This is a genomic window from Rhodococcus sp. OK302 (genome assembly GCF_002245895.1).
Classification (GTDB): Bacteria; Actinomycetota; Actinomycetes; order Mycobacteriales; family Mycobacteriaceae; genus Rhodococcus_F.
Map to the genome: position 1 here is coordinate 5,126,748 of NZ_NPJZ01000001.1, position 21,261 is coordinate 5,148,008.

Annotated in this window: 18 protein-coding genes; 10 read left to right on the top strand and 8 right to left on the bottom strand. The window is 62.1% G+C overall.

From position 1 onward, the window contains the following. Positions 1-4 precede the first annotated feature (4 nt). A complete protein-coding gene (locus tag BDB13_RS23550) occupies positions 5-886 on the bottom strand; it encodes an AAA family ATPase (RefSeq protein ID WP_094273941.1) in 882 nt (293 codons plus the stop codon). Between the two features lie 40 nt (positions 887-926). Next, complete coding sequence (locus BDB13_RS23555; protein WP_094273942.1) at positions 927-2,213, bottom strand: glutamate-5-semialdehyde dehydrogenase; 1,287 nt, start codon at positions 2,211-2,213, stop codon at positions 927-929. A gap of 149 nt (positions 2,214-2,362) precedes the next feature. Between BDB13_RS23555 and BDB13_RS23560 the strand changes: the two genes are divergently transcribed. The 10 genes from BDB13_RS23560 (at position 2,363) to BDB13_RS23605 (ending at position 13,450) form a co-directional block, all read left to right on the top strand. Continuing rightward, complete coding sequence (locus BDB13_RS23560) at positions 2,363-3,466, top strand: NADH:flavin oxidoreductase/NADH oxidase (RefSeq protein WP_094273943.1); 1,104 nt, start codon at positions 2,363-2,365, stop codon at positions 3,464-3,466. Positions 3,467-3,707: 241 nt separating this feature from the next. Beyond that, positions 3,708-5,150 carry an MFS transporter gene (locus tag BDB13_RS23565; RefSeq protein ID WP_094275146.1) on the top strand — a complete coding sequence of 481 codons (1,443 nt, stop codon included), beginning with the start codon at positions 3,708-3,710 and terminating at the stop codon, positions 5,148-5,150. Beyond that, positions 5,147-6,013: a ribokinase gene (locus BDB13_RS23570; RefSeq protein ID WP_094273944.1), complete on the top strand. Its 867-nt coding sequence runs from the start codon at positions 5,147-5,149 to the stop codon at positions 6,011-6,013. The genes BDB13_RS23565 and BDB13_RS23570 overlap by 4 nt, the downstream gene beginning before the upstream one ends. A 67-nt stretch (positions 6,014-6,080) precedes the next feature. Further along, complete coding sequence (locus BDB13_RS23575; protein ID WP_094273945.1) at positions 6,081-6,902, top strand: MerR family transcriptional regulator; 822 nt, start codon at positions 6,081-6,083, stop codon at positions 6,900-6,902. A gap of 39 nt (positions 6,903-6,941) precedes the next feature. Then, on the top strand, positions 6,942-9,041 hold the full coding sequence (locus BDB13_RS23580) for a RecQ family ATP-dependent DNA helicase (protein WP_094273946.1): 2,100 nt from the start codon (positions 6,942-6,944) through the stop codon (positions 9,039-9,041). 140 nt (positions 9,042-9,181) lie between these two features. Then, positions 9,182-9,697, top strand: a complete 516-nt coding sequence (ectA, locus tag BDB13_RS23585; RefSeq protein ID WP_094273947.1) for a diaminobutyrate acetyltransferase — start codon at positions 9,182-9,184, stop codon at positions 9,695-9,697. Positions 9,698-9,745: 48 nt separating this feature from the next. Continuing rightward, positions 9,746-11,008 carry a diaminobutyrate--2-oxoglutarate transaminase gene (gene ectB, locus BDB13_RS23590; protein ID WP_094273948.1) on the top strand — a complete coding sequence of 421 codons (1,263 nt, stop codon included), beginning with the start codon at positions 9,746-9,748 and terminating at the stop codon, positions 11,006-11,008. A gap of 15 nt (positions 11,009-11,023) precedes the next feature. Next, a complete protein-coding gene (locus BDB13_RS23595; protein ID WP_094273949.1) occupies positions 11,024-11,422 on the top strand; it encodes an ectoine synthase in 399 nt (132 codons plus the stop codon). Between the two features lie 9 nt (positions 11,423-11,431). Further along, positions 11,432-12,364, top strand: coding sequence for a D-isomer specific 2-hydroxyacid dehydrogenase family protein (locus BDB13_RS23600; protein WP_094273950.1), 933 nt, complete (start codon positions 11,432-11,434; stop codon positions 12,362-12,364). Between the two features lie 228 nt (positions 12,365-12,592). Then, positions 12,593-13,450: an NAD-dependent protein deacetylase gene (locus BDB13_RS23605; RefSeq protein WP_254922935.1), complete on the top strand. Its 858-nt coding sequence runs from the start codon at positions 12,593-12,595 to the stop codon at positions 13,448-13,450. Here the strand turns inward: BDB13_RS23605 and proB are convergent. The 6 genes from proB to ndk form a co-directional block, all read right to left on the bottom strand. Beyond that, positions 13,423-14,526, bottom strand: a complete 1,104-nt coding sequence (proB, locus tag BDB13_RS23610; protein ID WP_094273952.1) for a glutamate 5-kinase — start codon at positions 14,524-14,526, stop codon at positions 13,423-13,425. The two genes, BDB13_RS23605 and proB, sit on opposite strands and share 28 nt — an antisense overlap. 49 nt (positions 14,527-14,575) lie before the next feature. Beyond that, on the bottom strand, positions 14,576-16,027 hold the full coding sequence (gene obgE / locus BDB13_RS23615; protein ID WP_094273953.1) for a GTPase ObgE: 1,452 nt from the start codon (positions 16,025-16,027) through the stop codon (positions 14,576-14,578). Between the two features lie 215 nt (positions 16,028-16,242). Continuing rightward, the gene (gene rpmA / locus BDB13_RS23620) at positions 16,243-16,512 is read right to left on the bottom strand and encodes a 50S ribosomal protein L27 (protein ID WP_094273954.1); all 270 of its coding nucleotides are present in this window, start codon (positions 16,510-16,512) and stop codon (positions 16,243-16,245) included. Positions 16,513-16,554: 42 nt separating this feature from the next. Further along, complete coding sequence (gene rplU, locus BDB13_RS23625) at positions 16,555-16,866, bottom strand: 50S ribosomal protein L21 (protein WP_094273955.1); 312 nt, start codon at positions 16,864-16,866, stop codon at positions 16,555-16,557. A 336-nt stretch (positions 16,867-17,202) separates the two neighbouring features. Then, complete coding sequence (locus tag BDB13_RS23630; protein ID WP_094273956.1) at positions 17,203-20,418, bottom strand: translation initiation factor IF-2 N-terminal domain-containing protein; 3,216 nt, start codon at positions 20,416-20,418, stop codon at positions 17,203-17,205. 422 nt (positions 20,419-20,840) lie between these two features. Further along, positions 20,841-21,260 carry a nucleoside-diphosphate kinase gene (gene ndk / locus BDB13_RS23635; RefSeq protein WP_094273957.1) on the bottom strand — a complete coding sequence of 140 codons (420 nt, stop codon included), beginning with the start codon at positions 21,258-21,260 and terminating at the stop codon, positions 20,841-20,843. Position 21,261 lies beyond the last annotated feature (1 nt).

The following is a 21,261-nucleotide window of genomic DNA, read 5'->3' on the forward strand; positions in this document are numbered from 1 at the left end:
GACCTCAGTTCAGCCGAAGTTCAGCGGTGGCTCGCACCTGATCGGACTGGTGCTTGAGGATGACACCGAGTGTTGCGCGCACGGCGTCGTCGTCAAGAGTGTCCATGCCCAGCGCGAGGAGAGTACGGCCCCAGTCGATGGTCTCCGATACCGAAGGAACCTTCTTGAGCTGCATTCCGCGCAGAACCCGAATGGTGTTGACCAACTGCTCGGCGATGGCTTCGGGAAGCTCGGGCACGCGGCTGGCGAGAATGCGACGCTCGAGGTCGGCATCCGGGAAGTCCAGATGCAGGAACAAGCAACGACGCTTGAGTGCCTCGGACAGCTCGCGGGTGGCGTTGGACGTCAGCACCGTGAACGGCTTGCGGGTTGCCGTGATGGTACCGAGTTCCGGGATGGTGACCGCAAAATCGCTCAGAACCTCGAGAAGCAGACCCTCGATCTCGACATCTGCCTTGTCGGTCTCGTCGATCAGCAGCACGGTCGGATCCTCGCGGCGAATTGCCTTGAGCAGCGGCCGCGCCAGCAGGAACTCCTCCGAGAACACATCGGCCTTGGTGGAATCCCAGCTGTGATCCGAGCCCGTTTGAATCCGCAGAATCTGCTTCGCGTGGTTCCACTCGTACAGCGCGCGGGCCTCGTCGACGCCTTCGTAGCACTGCAGACGGATGAGCTCCGCGCCCGTCGACTGGGCAACGGCACGAGCCAGTTCGGTCTTTCCGACGCCGGCCGGCCCCTCGATAAGCAGGGGCTTACCGAGCCGGTCCGCGAGGAACACCGCGGTGGCAGTGCCCCTGTCGGACAGGTAGCCGGTTTGAGCCAGCCGTTCGATGACGTCGTCGACGCTCGAAAAAAACGGTGATGTGTCGGGAAGAGCGCGGTCCACGGTTAACTCCTTGAAGGTGGGACAAGTCTGGGCGAACTTTTCAGGCGGAGCGGGTGTGTCCGTCGCCCCAGACGATCCACTTGGTGGACGTCAGCTCCGGCAGCCCCATGGGGCCGCGTGCATGAAGTTTTTGTGTCGAGATGCCGATCTCGGCGCCGAATCCGAACTGCTCGCCATCGGTGAATGCGGTGGACGCATTGACCATCACGGCAGCTGCGTCGACGCGGGCGGTGAACTCGCGGGCGGCCGAGAGATCCGACGTGACGATAGCTTCGGTATGTCCGGTCCCGTACTGATCGATGTGCTCGACGGCAGCATCAAGATCCTTCACGACCTTGAGAGCGACATCGAGTGTCAGGTATTCCTTCGACCAGTCGTCCTCGGTCGCGGGAACCAGACCGGGCAAATCTCCGTGAACGACGACGTCGTGCATCTGCAGGGCCTGCAGAAGCTGAGGCACTGCGGTCTCCGCGATGGCCGAGTCGATCAGGATGGTCTCGGCGGTGTTGCAGACGCTGGGACGACGCGTCTTGGAGTTGATCAGAATCTTCTCGGCCATCTCCAGATCAGCTGCCGAATGCACGTAGACATGGCAGTTTCCGACGCCCGTCTCGATGGTGGGAACGGTGGCGTCCCGGACAACGGCACTGATCAGGCCGGCGCCGCCACGCGGGATGACGACGTCCACAAGGCCGCGAGCCTGAATCAGGTGGGTGACCGTGGAGCGATCTGCGCTGGGCAGGAGCTGAACTGCATCTTCGGGAAGCATCTGCGCAGCCAACGAAGCGCGCAACGCTACAACCAGAGCCTCGTTGGACTTGACTGCTGACGACGAACCACGAAGCAGCGCAGCATTTCCCGACTTGAGCGTCAGGCCGAAGGCGTCGACCGTCACGTTGGGGCGAGCCTCGTAGACCATGCCGACAACGCCGAGCGGAACTCGCTGCTGACGCAATTCCAAGCCGTTGGGCAAGGTGGATCCGCGGAGCACTTCACCGATGGGATCAGGCAATCCGGCAACCTGACGCAAGCCGGAGGCAATGCCCTCGATCCGGTCCGCGGTCAGGCGCAAACGGTCGAGCAGTGATTCCTCGGTACCGGCAGTCTTGGCGGTGTCGATATCGATGGCATTTGCCGCAAGAATCTGATCGGTAGCGGCAAGAACTGCATCGGCTGCGGCCTGGAGCGCGGCGTCCTTCTGCGCAGTGGTCAGCAGGGCCAGAACGCGCGAGGCCTTACGGGCGCGGCGAGCGGCCTCGTGCACCACAGCGCGGGTGTCGGAAGCGTCTGAACCCGCGGTGGGTCCGGCAGAAGTTACAGCAGTCATAGATACACATTAGCCATCGACCCCGACAGCCTGCTTTCGGGAATGATTCGGACTCGGATCGCTGTTGCACGAGGTTGAGAAGTTCACCTGACTCGACGGTCGAGTCGGGGACCTACTTATCCATATTCTTCCAGTCAGGAGCATTTTCCGTGAGTCTGCTGTTCGAGCCAATAACCCTGCGCGGTGTCACCATTCCCAACCGTGTGTGGATGGCGCCCATGTGCCAGTACTCGGCCGATGTCATCGGTGACCAGGTCGGAGTGCCCAACGAATGGCATCGAACTCACCTCGTCAGCCGGGCGATCGGCGGCGTCGGCCTGATCCTCACCGAGGCGACGGCCGTGAGCCCCGACGGCCGGATCAGCGCCGCTGATCTGGGGATCTGGAACGATCAGCAGGCCCGTGCCTTCGCCGAGATCAACGCGCAACTCGCGTACTTCGGTGCCGTTCCCGGTATCCAGTTGGCACATGCGGGACGTAAGGCGTCGACGCAAGTTCCCTGGCGCGGCGGCAAGAGTCTCGATGCCGACGACCGCCTTGCCTGGCAGACCGTCGCACCCAGTGCTGCGCCCTTCGGTCACCTCACGGAACCCGTCGAACTCACCACCGAGGACATCGCGAAGGTGGTTGCAGACTTTGCCGCGGCAGCTACCCGAGCGCTCAAGGCCGAATTCAAGGTCGTCGAAATCCACGCGGCTCACGGCTACCTGATCCACCAATTCCTCTCCCCCGAGAGCAACAAGCGAACGGACCAGTACGGCGGCAGCTTCGACAACCGCATCCGATTCCTCCTTGAAATCCTCACCGCAGTTCGTGAAGTGTGGCCTGCTGAGCTACCGCTCTTCGTCCGTGTGTCCGCCACAGACTGGTTGACGGAGGACCGCGGGCTCGAGGTTGGTAGTTGGACGGCGGATCAGACTGTCGCACTTGCCAATATCCTCTCCGACTACGGGGTCGACCTCATCGACGTCTCCACCGGCGGCAATTCGCCGGGAGTACAGATCCCGGTGGAGCCGGGATACCAGGTTCCGTTTGCCCGCCGCATCCAGAATGAAACTCTGCTCCCCGCTGCCGCAGTCGGGTTGATCACCGAACCCGAACAAGCCGAGAAAATCATCGAGGACGGCAGCGCGATCGCCGTGCTCCTCGGCCGCGAACTACTGCGCGATCCGTATTGGGCGCGGCGCGCTGCCCGGGAGCTGAATGCCGAAGTGGGACCCCGGGTTCCGTCGCAGTACGCCCGGGCTTTCTAACCCGAGACTCGGCTTCCGCGTTACCTTTTGATAGCGTGGGTGTCTTACTTGCCGGTAGTCCGGAGCCCGCTTGGGCTCCGGACATTGCCGCGAGCCAGAGCCGTGCGACGGGGGTCGCATCGAGCCAGAGGGCACGCGGACGTTCTGTTCCCGACCGGCGCATCGGCGAGTGGGCAACAAAAGATGCGTGCATCAGGTACGTGCTCCGCTCGATTCGATGATTGCGCTGGGGAGCGCTGTCATGACAACACCAGAGAACTCGATCAGTGCCCTCGACGTGGCCGAATCACCCGATGTCACCGTCACCGACAACGCGTCGGTCAAGAAGGCCGTCAAGGCGACGATGCTCGGAAATGCCATGGAATGGTTCGATTTCGGCGTTTACGCCTATCTAGCCACCACTATCGGAAAAGTGTTCTTCCCGGAGGTCAGCGGTAGCGCGCAACTCCTCTCGACCTTCGCGATTTTTGCCGCGGCGTTTATCGTCCGACCTTTGGGCGGCTTGTTCTTCGGTCCGCTCGGCGACCGCATCGGACGCAAGAAGGTCCTGGCCACCACCATTATTCTGATGGCCGGCAGCACATTCGGGATCGGCCTTATCCCGAGCTACGAGTCCATCGGAATCGCGGCACCGATACTCCTCGTTCTCCTTCGACTTCTGCAAGGCTTCTCCACCGGCGGCGAATACGGCGGAGCCAGTACCTTTGTCGCCGAATATGCACCGGACAAGCGTCGCGGCTTCTTTGCCAGCTTCCTCGAATTCGGCACTCTGGCAGGGTATGTAGCCGCAGCCGGCATCGTCACGATCATCCAGACCGTGGTCAGCCCGGAAGAACTCCTCCAATGGGGTTGGCGCATCCCGTTCCTCATCGCCGGTCCACTGGGCCTGATCGGCTTGTATCTCCGATTGAGACTGGAGGAAACACCGGCATTTCAGCAGATGGAACAGGCCGAAGAGCGTTCTCTCGCCGACGAATCCACCGGTACGAAGCTCCGTGAGACGATCGTCGAGAATTGGCGACCGCTGGTTCTGTGCATCGTGCTTGTCGCAACGTACAACATCGCCCACTACGGCCTGCTCAGCTACATGCCTACCTATCTCACCAACACTTTGGGTTACGACGAATCCCATGGTCTTGTTCTCATGATCATCGTCATGCTCGTGATGATGATCGGCATCAGCTACGTCGGCAAGTTGTCCGACCGTGTCGGCCGGAAACCTTTGCTGCTCAGCGGATTTATCGGCTTCTTCGTGTTGTCGTTGCCTGCCTACCTCCTGATCGGCGTCGGCAACTACGTCACTGTTTTCCTCGGCCTTGCGATCCTGGGCGGACTTCTCCTCCTCTTCGTCGGCGTGTTCCCCTCGGTACTCCCCGCACTCTTTCCCACCGGAATTCGATACGGCGGCTTGGCAATCGGATACAACCTCGCAGTATCGATCTTCGGCGGCACCACTCCCCTGGTGCTGACAGCTCTCGAAAGTGCAACCGGCAGCGATCTGGTTGCACCGATGTACATGATGATTGCCGCGGTCATCGGTGGTCTCGCAGTTCTCCTGATTCCGGAGACTGCCCGCAAGCCTCTCGACGGTTCGCCGCCGGCAGTAGCCACCAACGACGAGGCCCGTCGAATCATCCTCAAGGTACGCCGCAAGAAGGCGAAGGCCGATAACCTCGACGCATGAGCAAGCCCCGCATCGTCGTTGTCGGCAGCGTCAACATGGACCTCACCACCTCGGTCTCCCGATTCCCGGTTCCCGGTGAAACCTTGCTGGGCACTGCCTTCGCCACCTCGGCCGGCGGCAAAGGAAGTAATCAGGCCATTGCCGCCGCCAAGGCCGGTGGTGACGTCATCTTCATCGGCGCGGTCGGCGACGACGGTTTCGGCCGGGAACTCCGACAGACGCTCAATGCTGCCGGTGTCGATACGACTCTGTTGCGCACTGTCAACGGCCCTAGTGGAGTTGCGGCAATTACCGTCGACGCTGATGCCGAGAACAACATCATCGTTGTTGCCGGGGCCAACGGTTCCGTCACGGAGTTGACCGACAGTGATCTCGACGCCATCGCAAACGCGGACGTGCTGTTGTGCCAACTCGAGATTCCGCTGGCGACCGTAGCTGCCGCAGCAAAGCACGCTCAGGTCAATGGGACTACCGTCATCCTCAATCCCTCACCGGTACAAGAGCTTCCGACCACACTGATCGACGCAGTAGACATCCTGATCGTGAATCAGACCGAGACGGAACAGCTCTCCTCGATCACCGATCGCGTCGAGCACCTGGTCACGACCCTCGGAGCTGGTGGCGCCGATCTGCGCAGCCGAGACAGCACCGCCCACGCGGATTCGCCAAAAGTCACGCCTGTCGACACCACCGGCGCAGGCGACGCCTTCACCGGCGCCTTTGCCGTGGAATGGATACTCGACCGATCGCGCGCGCTGCATTTTGCTTGCGCGGCGGGGAGCCTCGCAACGACAGTGCACGGCGCGGCTGCGTCGTCGCCCACACGAAACACGATCGAGGATGTGCTGGAAAGCTCGGCTTGACTCTCACACCGTGTGAGGCCGTAGAACTGAATGTGTCGGTAATTCACGTCAGAAAATAGAGGTAATCATGCTGAGCATCGGGGACTTCGCGAGAGCCGGCCGTGTGTCCGTGCGGATGCTTCGCCACTACGACGCCATCGGCCTGCTCACCCCAGTCAAAGTAGATGCGTCCACGGGATACCGCTCGTACACCGCGGGCCAATTGGCGTTGCTCAACCGAATCGTGGCATTGAAGGACCTGGGACTCACGCTCGCTCAGGTTCAGCAGGTGGTGGAGTCGGCCGTGAGCGTCGACGAGATTCGCGGCATGCTCACGCTTCGCCGCGCTGAGCTCGAGACCCGAATCCAGGAAGACACGGCGCGACTGGCACACGTCCAGGCACGCCTACGCATCATCGAGAGTGAGGGAAAGATGTCTACCTACGAAGTTGTGGTCAAGCCGGTTCCTGCCGTGCGAGTGGCGGAGTTGACCGGTATCGCCAAGTCCATGGAGCCGTTGTCCATCGGTCCCGTTGTTCAGGGGCTGTACGGCAAGCTCAGCTCAGATCTGGGTCGAGCCGGACTCATCCCCACCGGCCCGGCAATCGCGTACTACGAGGACGCCGGCGACGAAGAGAACGTCGTCGTGCATGCCGCTTTGCCGGTAGACGCGGTCCCCAGTGACGAATACGACTTCACTGTGACCGATCTTCCGGGCCAACCGCAGATGGCGACGCTGCTCCACAAGGGCTCGATGGAGAACTGCCTACCCGCCTACCAGGCACTTGCCCGGTGGATCGACGAAGCCGGGTATCGCCATGCAGGACCAAGTCGCGAGGTGACCTTGGCTTACACGGAGGACGTCGACGGCTGGGTCACCGAACTTCAGCAGCCCATCGACAAGGTCTGAAATACGCATGTGTCGGAGGGGTCATGCACCATGGGAGGCATGACCACCACCACTGCCCCCGTACTGCGCGACGAAGCCGAGCGTCTGCTCCGCGAACTCGCCGGGCCCGATGCCTGCCTGCGTGAGGACCAGTGGATCGCTATCGAGGCCCTGGTGGTTCAGCGCAAGCGCGCTCTTGTGGTGCAGCGGACCGGCTGGGGTAAGTCGGCGGTGTACTTCATCTCCGCAAAGCTCCTGCGTGCTGCTGGGCACGGTCCGACGGTCATCGTCTCCCCTCTCTTGGCGCTCATGCGCAACCAGGTCGCCTCCGCTGAACGGGCGGGTGTGCGTGCGGCCACCATCAACTCCGGCAACATGACCGAATGGGACGACATCCACGCCCGCGTCGCCGCGAATGATCTCGACGTTCTGCTCGTCAGCCCCGAGCGTCTCAACAACCCGGACTTCCGGGACCAGGTTCTGCCGTCACTGGCAGCCGATGCGGGTCTCGTTGTGGTGGACGAGGCTCACTGCGTGTCCGACTGGGGTCACGACTTCCGTCCGGATTACCGGCGTATCCGGACGTTGATCGCCGAACTCGGTGACGGCATTCCTGTCCTCGCGACAACTGCGACGGCCAACGACCGCGTCGTCGCCGATGTGTCCGCACAACTGGGAGTGGGCGGCGAAGAAACACTGATTCTGCGCGGCGGACTCGAACGCGAATCACTACACCTCTCTGTTGTTCACATTCCGGAGGCAACAGCGCGCGCGGCCTGGCTCGCTCAGATCCTCGACACCTTGCCAGGTTCCGGCATCATCTACACCCTCACCGTGTCGGCAGCCCGCGATCTGGCGAGCCTACTGTCCGAGCGTGGCCACACTGTCGCCGCGTACACCGGCCAAACCGATCCCACCGAGCGTGAATCCCTCGAGCAGGATCTGCTCGGGAATCGTGTCAAAGCCCTCGTTGCGACGTCTGCTCTCGGAATGGGTTTCGACAAGCCTGATCTCGGCTTCGTGATCCACCTCGGTGCACCGTCGTCACCGATCTCTTACTACCAGCAGGTCGGCCGCGCCGGTCGTTCCACCGATCGCGCCGACGTGATCTTGCTTCCGGGCTCCGAGGACAAGCAGATCTGGAGCTACTTCGCGTCCGTTGCGTTCCCGCGTGAACACCTGGTCCGCAGTGTCATCGAGCACCTCGACACCGAAAAGGCCACGTCGACACCGGCATTGGAACCCTTGGTCGAGCTCAACCGCACCCGGCTCGAAATGGTCTTGAAAGTCCTCGATGTCGACGGGGCGGTCAAACGCGTCAAGGGCGGCTGGATCAGCACCGGAGAACCGTGGGTATACGACGCGCTGCGCTATGGCCGCCTCGAGGAAGCTCGCCAGGCCGAGCAGGCCGCTATGGTCGAATTCCAGAACATCACAACCTGCCGAATGACCTTTCTCCGTGAACAACTCGACGATCCCGGCCTCACCCCGGAAAACTCGCAGTGCGGTCGTTGCGACAACTGCACCGGTCAGCGGTACGACACAACAGTCGATACCGCCGCGCTCGACGAGACTCGGGCACGCCTGCAGCGCCCCGGTTTCGACCTCGAACCACGCAAGATGTGGCCGACGGGACTGAGCAAGCTGGGAGTCAACCTGTCCGGAAAGATCAAGGACGGTCCCGAATCCGGACGCATTCTCGGACGCCTGTCGGACCTCGGCTGGGGCCAGCGCCTGCGCGCATTGCTCGACGGACCCGACGCCGAGGTACCCGATGCAGTAGTCAGTGCTTGCATCAGTGTTCTGGCAGCGTGGGATTGGACTGATCGACCCACCGGCGTGATGGCGCTTGAATCGTCAACTCACCCAATCCTTGTCCGGAGCCTTTCGGCGAAGTTGGCTCAGGTCGGGCGACTCACCGACCTCGGCGTCCTTCACCTTCGGCCTGAACATCCACCCGTCTCGGCCGCCAACTCGGCCTATCGCGTCGCCGGATTGGTTGACGCGTGGGATGTTCCGGACATGAGCGCGCATCAAGGGCCCGTACTCCTGGTAGATGCACTCGCCGATACCGGTTGGACTTTCACGATGGCGGCCCGCACATTGCGTCAAGCCGGTGCACATTCAGTGCTTCCGTTGGCGCTCGCAAGCCCGAAATAGTCGCTCCGACAACACCAATAGTTACATAATGTGACCACCCTCACATTCATGCTGTCACCTGCGCCGTACCCGGTTACCCAAGGCCCGAAACGGACATCTGCATGACTTCTGCAGCAATGCTTGTTACGTTCAGATGACAGATGAAGCCTGTTGATACGAGAGCTATCCCGACCACCGCGCCGGACGCGGTGTTACTGCGAAGCCCACAGATCGATGACGGAGTCCGGCTCTGGCAGATCGCACGAGATTCGAAGGTGCTCGACCTCAATTCGAGTTATGCATACCTGTTGTGGTGCAGGGATTTCAGCGCAACATCGATTGTTGCGGAAGTAGACGGACGTGTTGTCGGATTTGTTTCCGGCTACGCCCGGCCCAGCGCACAGGAAACCCTGTTCGTATGGCAAGTCGCGGTTGATGAAGACCAGCGCGGTAAGGCAATTGCCGGCCGCATGCTGTCAGCATTGATGGATCGCACAGCGCCACTGGGTGTTACACATCTGGAGACGACGATCAGCCCCGACAACGAGGCTTCGATCGCACTCTTCACCGCGCTCGCACGAAGACGCGAATTACCGATCAGTCGGCAGAGTTTGTTCTCGCCCAATGATTTTCCCGATGGACACGAAGCCGAAGATCTTTTCCGCATCGGCGCCTAGCGCGTTGCGCGCTGGGTACACAGCATGCCCCGGAGGAACAAAGAAGATATGAACATCAACGAAGCAAGCATTTTCGAGACGCTCGAGTCCGAAGTTCGCAGCTACTGCCGTGATTGGCCGGCAGTGTTCACCAGCGCTTCCGGATCATGGATCCGTGACGAGAGCGGGCGCGACTACCTGGATTTCTTCGCCGGCGCCGGCGCACTCAACTACGGACACAACAACCCGGTCCTGAAATCAGCACTGGTCGACTACATCATGAGCGACGGCATCACCCACGGCCTCGACATGTCGACTGTCGCCAAACGTGAGTTCCTGGAAACCTTTCAGCGCAACATCCTCGAGCCACGTGGCCTCGACTACAAAGTCCAGTTTCCCGGGCCCACCGGAACGAATGCCGTCGAAGCCGCACTCAAGCTCGCCCGCAAGGTCACCGGACGATCGGCAATCATCAACTTCACCAACGCTTTTCACGGCATGACGCTGGGAGCGCTCTCGGTGACGGGCAACTCGATGAAACGGGCCGGTGCCGGTGTTCCGCTGGTGCACACAACGCCGATGCCGTTCGACAACTACTTCGACGGCGTCACCGAGGATTTCCAGTGGTTCTCACGCGTGCTCGATGATTCCGGCAGCGGATTCAACCGTCCCGCAGCCGTCATCGTCGAGACCGTGCAGGGCGAAGGCGGCGTCAATGTCGCTCGCCCCGAATGGCTTCGGGCACTCGCAACGCTATGCTCCGATCGCGGAATCCTGCTGATCGTCGACGACGTCCAGATGGGTTGCGGCCGTACGGGTCCGTTCTTCTCGTTCGAGGAAGCCGGAATCGTTCCCGACATCGTCACGCTGTCCAAATCCATCGGCGGCTACGGAATGCCCATGGCGCTCACACTGTTCAAGCGTGAACTCGACGTCTGGGGTCCCGGCGAGCACAACGGAACCTTCCGCGGAAACAACCCCGCGTTTGTCACATCCAAGGTGGCACTCGATCACTACTGGTCCGACGGTGCGCTCACCAAAACGACCCTGAAGAAGGGCGCCCGCATCAGCGAGTGCTTCGCAAATCTCGCCGATCAATTCCCCGGTGAGGTCTCGACCCGCGGACGCGGTCTGGTCCAGGGCCTTGTCTTCGAACAACCCGAACGGGCCGGCAAGGTCTGCCAACTGGCATTCGACGAGGGATTGCTGGCGGAAACCTCCGGCCCGTCCGACCAGGTAGTGAAACTGCTTCCAGCACTGACGATTACCGATGAGGAGCTCGAGCACGGCCTCTCCATTCTGGCCGAAGCGACGCTCAAGGTCTGCAGCTAAGGGAAGGACTCCCCCATGATCGTTCGCACCACCACCGAAATTTCCGGCACAGACCGCGACGTCTCCAGCGAGGACGGAAACTGGCGCAGCAAGCGCATCGTTCTCGGCGGCGACCGCGTCGGCTTCTCGTTCCACGAGACCACCATCAAGGCCGGATCCGTCAACGAGTTCCACTACGCCAACCACGTCGAGGCAGTCTGGCTCGTCGAAGGCACCGGCACGTTGATCGACCTGGACAACAACAAGGAATACGACCTGGCTCCCGGGTCGATGTACCTACTCGACGGCCATGAGCGTCATCGCGTTGAACCGGCCACCGAGATGCGCATGTTGTGCGTGTTCAATCCCCCGGTCACCGGGCGTGAAGTACACGATGAGAACGGAATCTACCCACTCGTCGAGGTGCCCGCGTAACGTCAAGCCATGGCGCCTGACACTTCACCCCGCGTAGCTATCGGCCCCGCCCCCGATGCACTGCTCGACAGCGCAGTGCTCTGGGGCGGCGGCGTGATCAGTCCGATCGAATCTGCCGACGCCCTGATCTGGGCTGGTTTGCCAAATTCGTTTCCGAGAGTATTGCCCCCGTCGATCCGATGGGTGCAGCTGCCCTCGGCCGGGATCGAGGACTGGTTCGAGGCCAAGGTGATTCCCAAGGACACCGACATCACGTGGACGTCTGCTGCCGGCGCATTCTCGGCCTCGGTGGCAGAACACGCGTTGATGTTGCTCTTGGCTGGAGTTCGCCACCTGCCCGCGCACATCGAGGCAAAGACGTGGCGTCAGTTCGAGTTCTTCCCGAAAATCGGCACTCTGCGTGGTTCGACCGTCGCAATTATCGGAGCCGGTGGAATCGGTCGCGCGTTGATCCCGATGCTGGCCGCACAGGGGGCGGACAGCATCGCGGTCAATCGCAGCGGTAGTCCGGTACCCGGAGCCATCGCAACCTTCCCCGCATCGAAGATGGATGAAATCTATTCTCGTGCAGACCACTTCGTCATTGCAGCGCCCGCCACGCCAGAGACGCGGCACCTCGTGGGCCGTGCTCAGCTTGCGCAGATGCGGCCGCATTCGTGGGTTATCAATGTCGCGCGCGGTTCACTGGTCGACACCGATGCCCTCGTCGAGGCCATCGAGACAGAGCGCATCGGCGGCGCCGGACTCGACGTCACCGAGCCCGAACCGCTCCCCGACGGCCACCCTTTGTGGGACTTGACCAATGCCATCATCACGCCGCACGATTCCAATCCGCCGGGCGTTCGCCCCGCCGCGTTTGCCGATCACGTCAGCAAGAACGTGGCCCGCTTCGCGAAGGGTGAAACTCTCGCAGCCCTCGTGGATCCGATCGCCGGTTACTGACCTACGGCTGCCTATGACGCGAAAGCTCCGGAGTTCCACGCTTGGGCAAACTGGTTCCAGGGAGTAAAGCCAAAGGTAGCCCCATCCCACACTATGGGCAGCGTAATCCCGAACATGACTACTCCTCGTCGTTGTACTCCAAGGAGGACTACCCGAGGCCGCCGAGTTCCACACTGCGTCCTACCCGCCCTGGCTCGGCAGGCGACCGACGCGCCTATCCTGGAACCCGTGCACACCAGCAACGCCGGACTCGACGCTCTGACCGAACTCCTGTCAGGCCGACGCCTAGCCATCGTGACTGGGGCCGGCATCTCCACCGATTCAGGGATCCCTGACTACCGCGGACCCGATTCTCCTCCCCGCAACCCGATGACATTTCAACAGTTCATCGGCGACTCCGCGTTCCGTCGTCACTACTGGGCGCGCAACCACATCGGCTGGCGGTTCATGGACGGTGCCCGTCCCAACCTCGGGCACCGAGCGGTGGCTTCGCTCGAGCGTAGTGGTCAGGCCGTCGGGGTCATCACCCAGAATGTCGACCTCCTGCACACCAAAGCCGGGGCTCGCAACGTCATCGATCTACATGGCACCTACGCGCAGGTTCGGTGCCTGGACTGCCAGAAGTTGATCTCCCGCACCACGCTTGCCGAGCGACTGGACGAAGCAAACCCCGGGTTTGCCGAAACTGTTGCTGCTGCACAAGGAGTGGAGATCGCACCCGACGCGGATGCCGTCATCGAATCGACAGCACATTTCCGTGTAGTGGATTGCGCGGTATGCGGCGGCATCCTCAAGCCGGACATCGTGTATTTCGGGGAGTCTGTCCCCAAAGAGCGGGTTGCCCGCGCCTACAGCATGGTTGACGCAGCCGACGCGGTGCTGGTTGCCGGATCCTCGTTGACCGTCATGTCGGGACTACGGTTTGTGCGCTACGCCGCGAAGGCCGGCAAGCCGATTGCGATAGTCAACCGTGGGCACACCCGCGGCGACGAGTTCGCAGATCTGAAACTCGAAATCGGCTGTACCGAAGCACTTTCCGCACTTGAAACCAGTGAAACCTACAGGGCGACCAAGTCGTCGGCATGAACGACGGGGCGTTGCATCTCCGCGGGCAGTTCGGCGGTAGAGCGTCCCAGAATGTCTTCGATCTCCGACGCATCGAAGGCCACAACACCGCGGGCTACGGGCTTCTCCCCCGGCCCCATGAGCGACACGACGTCGCCGGCATGGAAATCGCCTGACACACCGACGATTCCGGCCGAGAGCAAGCTTCGACGCTTGCCCACAACGGCGCTGACAGCACCCTCGTCGAGATGCAAGTCACCTTGAGTATCGGCAGCATGGCGCACCCAAAAGCGCCTGGCAGACAGCCTGGTGGGACGCGCTGCAAAAGCAGTTCCGACATCAGCGCCACTGAGGGCCTGCGCCGCATCGGATGCCGCGGCCAGTAGAACAGGTACTCCGGAGTCTGCAGCAAGACGAGCGGCCGAGAGCTTGGAAGCCATTCCCCCAGTGCCCAAAGCTCCACCGGAACCGGCGACAACGCCGTCCAGATCCTCGGGGCTGTTGACCTCGGAAATCAGTGTGGCGTCACCCTTTCGGGGATCACCGTCGTAGAGCCCGTCGACGTCGGACAGAAGAATCAGAGCGTCGGCGCCGACCAGGTGCGCAACCAATGCAGCCAATCGATCATTGTCACCGAATCGAAGCTCGGTTGTTGCGACAGTGTCGTTTTCGTTGACAATGGCCACCGCATGCAAAGCTCGCAGGCGATCGAGAGTGCGCTGGGCATTGCGGTGTTGCGTACGCCGCGCGATGTCGTCGGCGGTGAGCAGCACCTGCCCGACAGTGCGGTCGTACCGCGCGAAGGAAGTACCCCAGGCGTGTGCCAGCGCCAATTGTCCGACGCTGGCAGCAGCCTGCTTGGTTGCGAGATCCCGAGGTCGCTTGGTCAGCCCGAGCGGTGCCAACCCGGCACCGACAGCGCCGGACGACACGACGACAACATCGGAGCCCGCACGCATGCGGGCTTCGATGGCGTCGGCCAGCAGGTCCAGTCGGTGAGTATCGAGTCCCGCGACCAAACTGGTGAGCGCGGACGACCCGATCTTCACGACAATGCTGTGAGCCGACGCAATCGACTCCCTGGTGGAACCGAGCACAGTCCCGTTCCCTCGCTTCTGGTCTCGCCGGTATCCGGTTACTTCTGGATCAGTTGTCTTCGTCGAGCAGCCCGCGACGGACGCGGCGAGCGTGCTTACGCTCGTCGGCGCCGATGCGCTCGACCTGATCGAGTCGCGGATCGGTACCGCGGCCCGTACGGGTGAGGTCGATACCGGCCGGCGTCTGCGGCTCCCAGTCGAAGCTGACGTCACCGATGGTGACGGACGCTCCGGGCTGTGCACCCTTCTTGACCAGCGCAGTTTCGACGCCCAACCGAGCGAGACGGTCGGCGAGGTAGCCGACGGCTTCGTCGTTGTCGAATGCAGTCTGACGGATCCACCGCTCCGGGCGGGTACCGCGGACGACAAATCCACCGGGCACGTCGGGATCCTTCTCGACGGTGAAGCTGGAGTCCTTGACCACGACCGGACGAATGATCTGACGGCTGGGCTCCGGCTTGGGATTGGCCTCACGGTAGTCGAGGACCATCTTCGCCAATGCGAATGTCAACGGACGCAAACCTTCTCGGGTTACTGCCGAGATCGTGAAGACCGGCCATCCGCGAGCTTCGATTTCGGGAGTGACCATTTCGGCCAGCTCCGCACCTTCGGGTACGTCGGTCTTGTTGAGGATGACGACGCGCGGACGCTTGTCGAGATCTCCCAGCCCCGAATCACCGGACAGTGCCGGCGTGTACGCGGCCAGTTCCGCTTCGAGTGCGTCGATGTCGGAGATGGGGTCGCGTCCCGGATCAAGAGTCGCGCAGTCGATTACGTGAGCCAGCACGGCGCAACGCTCGATGTGGCGCAGGAAGTCGAGACCCAAACCGCGTCCCTCGCTGGCACCGGGAATCAGACCAGGCACGTCGGCGACGGTGAATGTGGTTTCACCGCTCGAGACGACGCCGAGGTTGGGGACGAGAGTCGTGAAGGGGTAGTCGGCGATCTTCGGCTTTGCGGCCGAGAGCACGGAGACCAGCGACGACTTGCCGGCGGACGGGAATCCGAGCAGTCCGACGTCGGCGACTGATTTGAGTTCGAGAACCAGATCGCGCTCGACACCGTCTTCACCGAGAAGCGCGAAACCGGGAGCCTTGCGGGCCTTCGAGGACAATGCAGCATTGCCGAGGCCACCGCGTCCACCCTGAGCAGCGTCGTAACGCGTCCCGACGCCGACCATATCGGCGAGGATGTTGCCCTTGGTGTCGAGTACGACGGTTCCGTCGGGAACCTTGAGGATGAGGTCCTCACCGTTTGCGCCCTCGCGGTTGCTTCCGGCTCCCTGCTTGCCGTTGGTGGCCTTCGCATTGGGGTGGAAGTGGAAGTCGAGGAGGGTGTGGATGTTCTCGGCGACGACGAGAACTACATCGCCGCCGCGTCCACCGTTTGCGCCGTCGGGTCCACCGAGCGGCTTGAACTTCTCACGGTGAACGGAGGCACAACCATTGCCGCCTCTTCCAGCGCTGACGTGCAGCACAACACGGTCAATGAATCGGGACATGACTGCCGGATCCTTCCTCAGTCAATTGCGGGTCTCACGCGATGAGCTGAACTTCTGGTGAGCAGGGTTGCTCGGGACAAACAAACAGGACTGCTTAAACAAACAATAGGGGCGGACCAGGTTATTTCAACCCTGGTCCGCCCCTATTGGGAGCTTGAACACGTTTCGGCGCTACTACAGGAGCGCAACCGAAAGCGTACTACTAGCGAGAAAGACTAGACCTCAACCGCAACGACGGCCGGAACGATGTTCACGGTCTTGCGTCCACGCTTCTGGCCGAACTCGACTGCACCGGCAGCGAGAGCGAACAGGGTGTCGTCGCCGCCACGGCCGACGTTAACGCCGGGGTGGAAGTGCGTGCCGCGCTGGCGAACCAGGATTTCGCCTGCGCTGACCGACTGGCCGCCGAAACGCTTCACGCCGAGGCGCTGAGAGTTTGAATCGCGACCGTTACGGGAGCTGGATGCACCCTTCTTATGTGCCATGTTGTTGACCCTCCTCGGGTGAAATCAGCTGAAAAGAACGGGTTACTTGATGCTCGTGATCTTGATCACGGTAAGCGGCTGCCTGTGGCCCTGACGCTTGTGGTAACCCGTCTTGTTCTTGAACTTGTGAATGCGGATCTTCGGGCCCTTGGTGTGCTCGACAATCTCACTGGTGACCGAGACGTTCGCCAACTTGGCGGCGTCGGCAGTCAGGTCAGATCCGTCAACCACGAGAACGGGAGCAAGCGAGACAGCAGTGCCGGGCTCACCCTCGATCTTCTCGACCTTGACGAGGTCACCAACAGCGACCTTGTACTGCTTTCCGCCGGTCTTGACGATCGCGTACGTTGCCATCGGAGGGCTACCCCTTGCTTCTTCGAACTTGCTCGCGCTGCTGCCTTGAGGCTTCAAATGCATCGCGACTGGTCTGGTTTATGTCACCTCGGCTCGGTACTGAACCAATAAACAGTCAGTACCTGGAGATTCTCATGCACTCTAGGCACACGGAATCTCTACCGCCGGGTGGCGACTATGCAAGGTTACGGGAAAGCAACCGTCATGGTCAAACCGCCCCGCCGAGGGGTAAATCGATCGTACATTTACTGCTTCTACCAGCGGAAACTTCGGACCACGGCTGGATGCCCGCCACAAAGTGCGCGGACATCCAGCCATCCGAAAGAAGGTAGTTCTCTACTCGCCTTCGACCGGAGGACCGGCCGGACGTGCTGCTGCGCGGCGACGACGAGGCCTCTTGACCACCACGACGTCATCTTCCACCGGCGCCGAGACGGCTGCCACTGCCGGTTCTGCCACTGGTGCCGCGACAACCTCTGCCACGACCTCTGCGACTGGTTCCGGCGTCGGCATCACGAAGACCGCGCCCACCTCGGGCGCCTCCGTGACGGGTGCCGATGCTGCCCGAGACGCCCGACGGCTGCGACGACGACCCCGCGGAGCGGATTCGACCCCCGCCTGTCCGTCCTGACGCTCAGTCGCGTCACGCTGGGTTGTATCGGACTGCGCCGCAACATTATCCACAACAACATCAGCAACCCGGCCAGAATCGGCAACAGCCGAATCCGCACGTTCGACGCTTTTGGAAGCATCGAACTCCGAGGTAGCGTCCGCTGCTACATTGCCGTCTTCGTCGTGATGCGAAGCCATCGCCAGGGCGACAGGATGAGCACGCTTGACGGTCGCGTCGACGGGCGGAACCTCGACCGCCGGCGCTTCCTGGCCGTTGGATTCGCTCTGCGCGGGCTTGTCGGCGCGGCCGCGCTTGTTCTTGCGCGACGTTCCCGGCTCGCTGCGCTGTGAACCGGACCGTGATCCACCGTCGTCGGCCGACTTCACCTCGACCGGCTCGGAATGCACGATGATGCCGCGGCCATGGCAGTGCTCGCAGGTAGTCGAGAATGCCTCGACCAATCCGGTGCCCAGCTTCTTACGCGTCATCTGAACCAAGCCCAGCGAGGTGACCTCGGATACCTGGTGGCGCGTGCGATCGCGGCCCAGGCATTCGGTGAGACGACGCAGGACAAGATCCCGGTTCGATTCGAGGACCATGTCGATGAAGTCGACGACGATCATTCCGCCGATGTCCCGCAGGCGCATCTGGCGAACGATCTCTTCGGCAGCTTCGAGGTTGTTTCGCGTGACGGTCTCTTCGAGGTTGCCACCCGCTCCGGTGAACTTGCCGGTGTTCACGTCGACAACCGTCATGGCCTCGGTGCGGTCGATCACCAGGGTGCCGCCGGACGGCAGCCACACCTTGCGGTCGAGTGCCTTGGCCAACTGCTCGTCGATGCGACGGGCCTGGAACACGTCGATGTTGTTGTTCGGCGTGTACTTCTCGAGTCGCGGCAGCAGGTCGGGAGCAACGGAGTTGATGTAATTCTCAACCGTCGTGTGCGCCTTCTCGCCTTCGATGACCAACTTGGAGAAGTCCTCGTTGAACAGGTCGCGAATCACCTTGACCAGCATGTCCGGCTCTTCGTACAGTGCCTGCGGCTGACCGGACTTGCCGGTGTCCGCCGCTGCGGCCTGCTCTTCGATGCCGGCCCACTGAGACTGCAGACGAGTGACGTCGCGCGCCAACTCTTCTTCGCTGACGCCTTCGGAGGCAGTGCGGATGATCACGCCGGCGTCGGCCGGAACGATGTCGCGCAGGATTTCCTTGAGACGCTTGCGCTCCGTGTCGGGCAGCTTGCGGCTGATACCGGTGGACGAACCTCCCGGCACGTACACCAGGAATCGGCCGGCCAGCGAGATCTGCGTGGTCAGGCGAGCACCCTTGTGCCCGACCGGATCCTTGCTGACCTGCACCAGAACCTGATCGCCCGGCTTGAGAGCCTGCTCGATCTTGCGGGAATTGCCACCGAGACCGGCAGCTTCCCAGTTGACCTCGCCGGCGTACAGGACGCCGTTACGACCGCGTCCGATGTCGATGAACGCAGCCTCCATGCTGGGCAGCACGTTCTGGACACGGCCCAGGTACACGTTGCCGACCATCGAGGCAGCTGCCGAGTTGGTGACGAAATGCTCGACGAGAACGCCGTCTTCGAGAACCGCGACCTGCGTGGTGGCATGCGGCTGACCGCTGTCCGCGCGATCACGAACAACCATCACACGATCGACGGCCTCACGGCGTGCCAGGAACTCGGACTCGGTCAGAATCGGCGGACGACGACGACCGGCATCCCGACCGTCGCGGCGACGCTGACGCTTCGCTTCGAGACGCGTCGAGCCACTGATGCCCTGGACTTCGTCCTTGACGACGCGAGTCTTGGTACGAGGTTCGCGCTCGTGAACGACGGTATTCGGCGGATCGTCTTCCGATACGACGGTGGCGTCGGCAGCGGTGTCGGTGCCGGTCTTGCGACGACGACGGCGACGACGACGACGGTTGGTGCCGTCGGCATCGAGGTCGGAATCGTCAGCATTCTCGGACTCGGACTCGGCGGTCTCGTCCGACCTTTCCTCGGCGTTGTCAGCTGAGGCGCTCACAGCCGGAGCCTGGGTGGCTTCGGGAGCCGATTCCGGCTCTGCTTCCGAAGACTCGGACTCGTCGTCGCCCTGCTCGCCCGCCTGCTCGCCACGGCCGCGGCCACGGCCACGACGTCCACGACGACGGCGACGCGGCTGGCCGTCCTCATCCTCGTCGGAATCGGCTTCGGCGCTTTCGCCTTCGGTTTGTGCCGAAGTGATGGTCTCCGGTGCCGGCTCGACTACTGCCGTCTCCGGTTCTGCGATCTCGGTTTCGATCGGCGTTGCCGTCGATTCCGGGGTAACTACGGGTGCAGCCGGCTCACGACGCGCACGACGACGACGCGGCGCCACCTCGACGGCTTCGGGGTCAGGCTGAAGGAACAGCGGTACCTGCGCCGGTGCGGGCGCAGCCTTGGACGGCTGTGCCTGGGGGCGTTCGAAGGACGTGAACAGATCGGACTGCTCAGCTTCCTTGCTCTGCAAGGCCGCTGCTGCATCCAGATCTGCTGTGATCTCGGCAACTGCGGGATCGACGACTGCAGGCTCTTCGACTGCAGGCTCTTCGACTACAACCTTCTTGCGCGAGCGCCGGGCACGAACCGGCTTCTCTGCAACAGGCTTTTCGACGGGCTCTTCGACAACGGGCTTTTCGACGACGGGGTCGATCAGCGCGTCGAGTTCGGCGACAACCGGCTCGATTGCTTCGGCTACGGACTGAAGCGATGCATGAATGCGTTCTGCCATGTCACGGTTCAGGCTCGACTGAGCACTGCGCACTTCGGTTCCGAGCGCAGTTGCCTCGGCAAGTACCTGCTTGCTGGTGAGTCCCAGCATCTTCGCCAGCGCGTGGACGCGCATCTTGTCCGGAAAGACCGGGGTTTCGTTTGATTGTGATTCTGTTGGGGCTTGATCGGCCACGTAAGTCTCCTCAGCCCCCGGGCGCGTCCAACTCTGCAATCGAGTTGTCACGCGGCCACGCAGGGGCGCGCTGTGTGTACTCGCACTCAGAAGTGAGTACGAGATTGTAAAGGTCTCGCTCCGCATGGTCCGTAATGCCCGTTAATCACTGCGGACGCATGAAGTGCCTGGCTGGATGGCAGTGATCCGCAACTCGAGCGCCTGATCATCCAGCGTGCACGGGTCCAGGGATTTCCTGTTGACCGGTAGCAGCGATGAAAGGGCATCGAACCTGTGTCACATCGAACCTAGTGCCATCCGGTTGAACGCGCGTACAACAAATTTGCGGTCCAACTGATAGCAGTATCCCACATCCGTGCACCCGTTACTGCAAGGGCGCACCGATGTGGGATCAGTGCCGTTCGGGTTAAGCGTACAAAAAATCAGATGGAAGAGAGCGCCGGGAACCAGAGTGCGATTTCGCGCTCTGCGGACTCGACGGAATCGCTTCCGTGGACCAGGTTCTGCTGTGACTCGAGACCGAAGTCTCCGCGGATTGTTCCTGGTAGCGCCTTCTCCACCGGGTCGGTTCCGCCGGCAAGCTGACGGAAAGCTGCAATGGCACGGGGGCCTTCGAGCACTACGGCAACCAGCGGACCGGAGGTGATGAACTCCAACAAGCTCGGGTAGAACGGACGCTCGGCGTGTTCCGCATAGTGGCTACCAGCCACGTCTTCGGAAGCAACCCGAAGGTCGAGTGCTGCGATGGTAAGGCCCTTGCGTTCGATACGACTCAGGATTTCTCCCACGTATCCACGGGCAACGGCATCGGGCTTGATCAGTACGAGGGTGCGCTCAGTCACG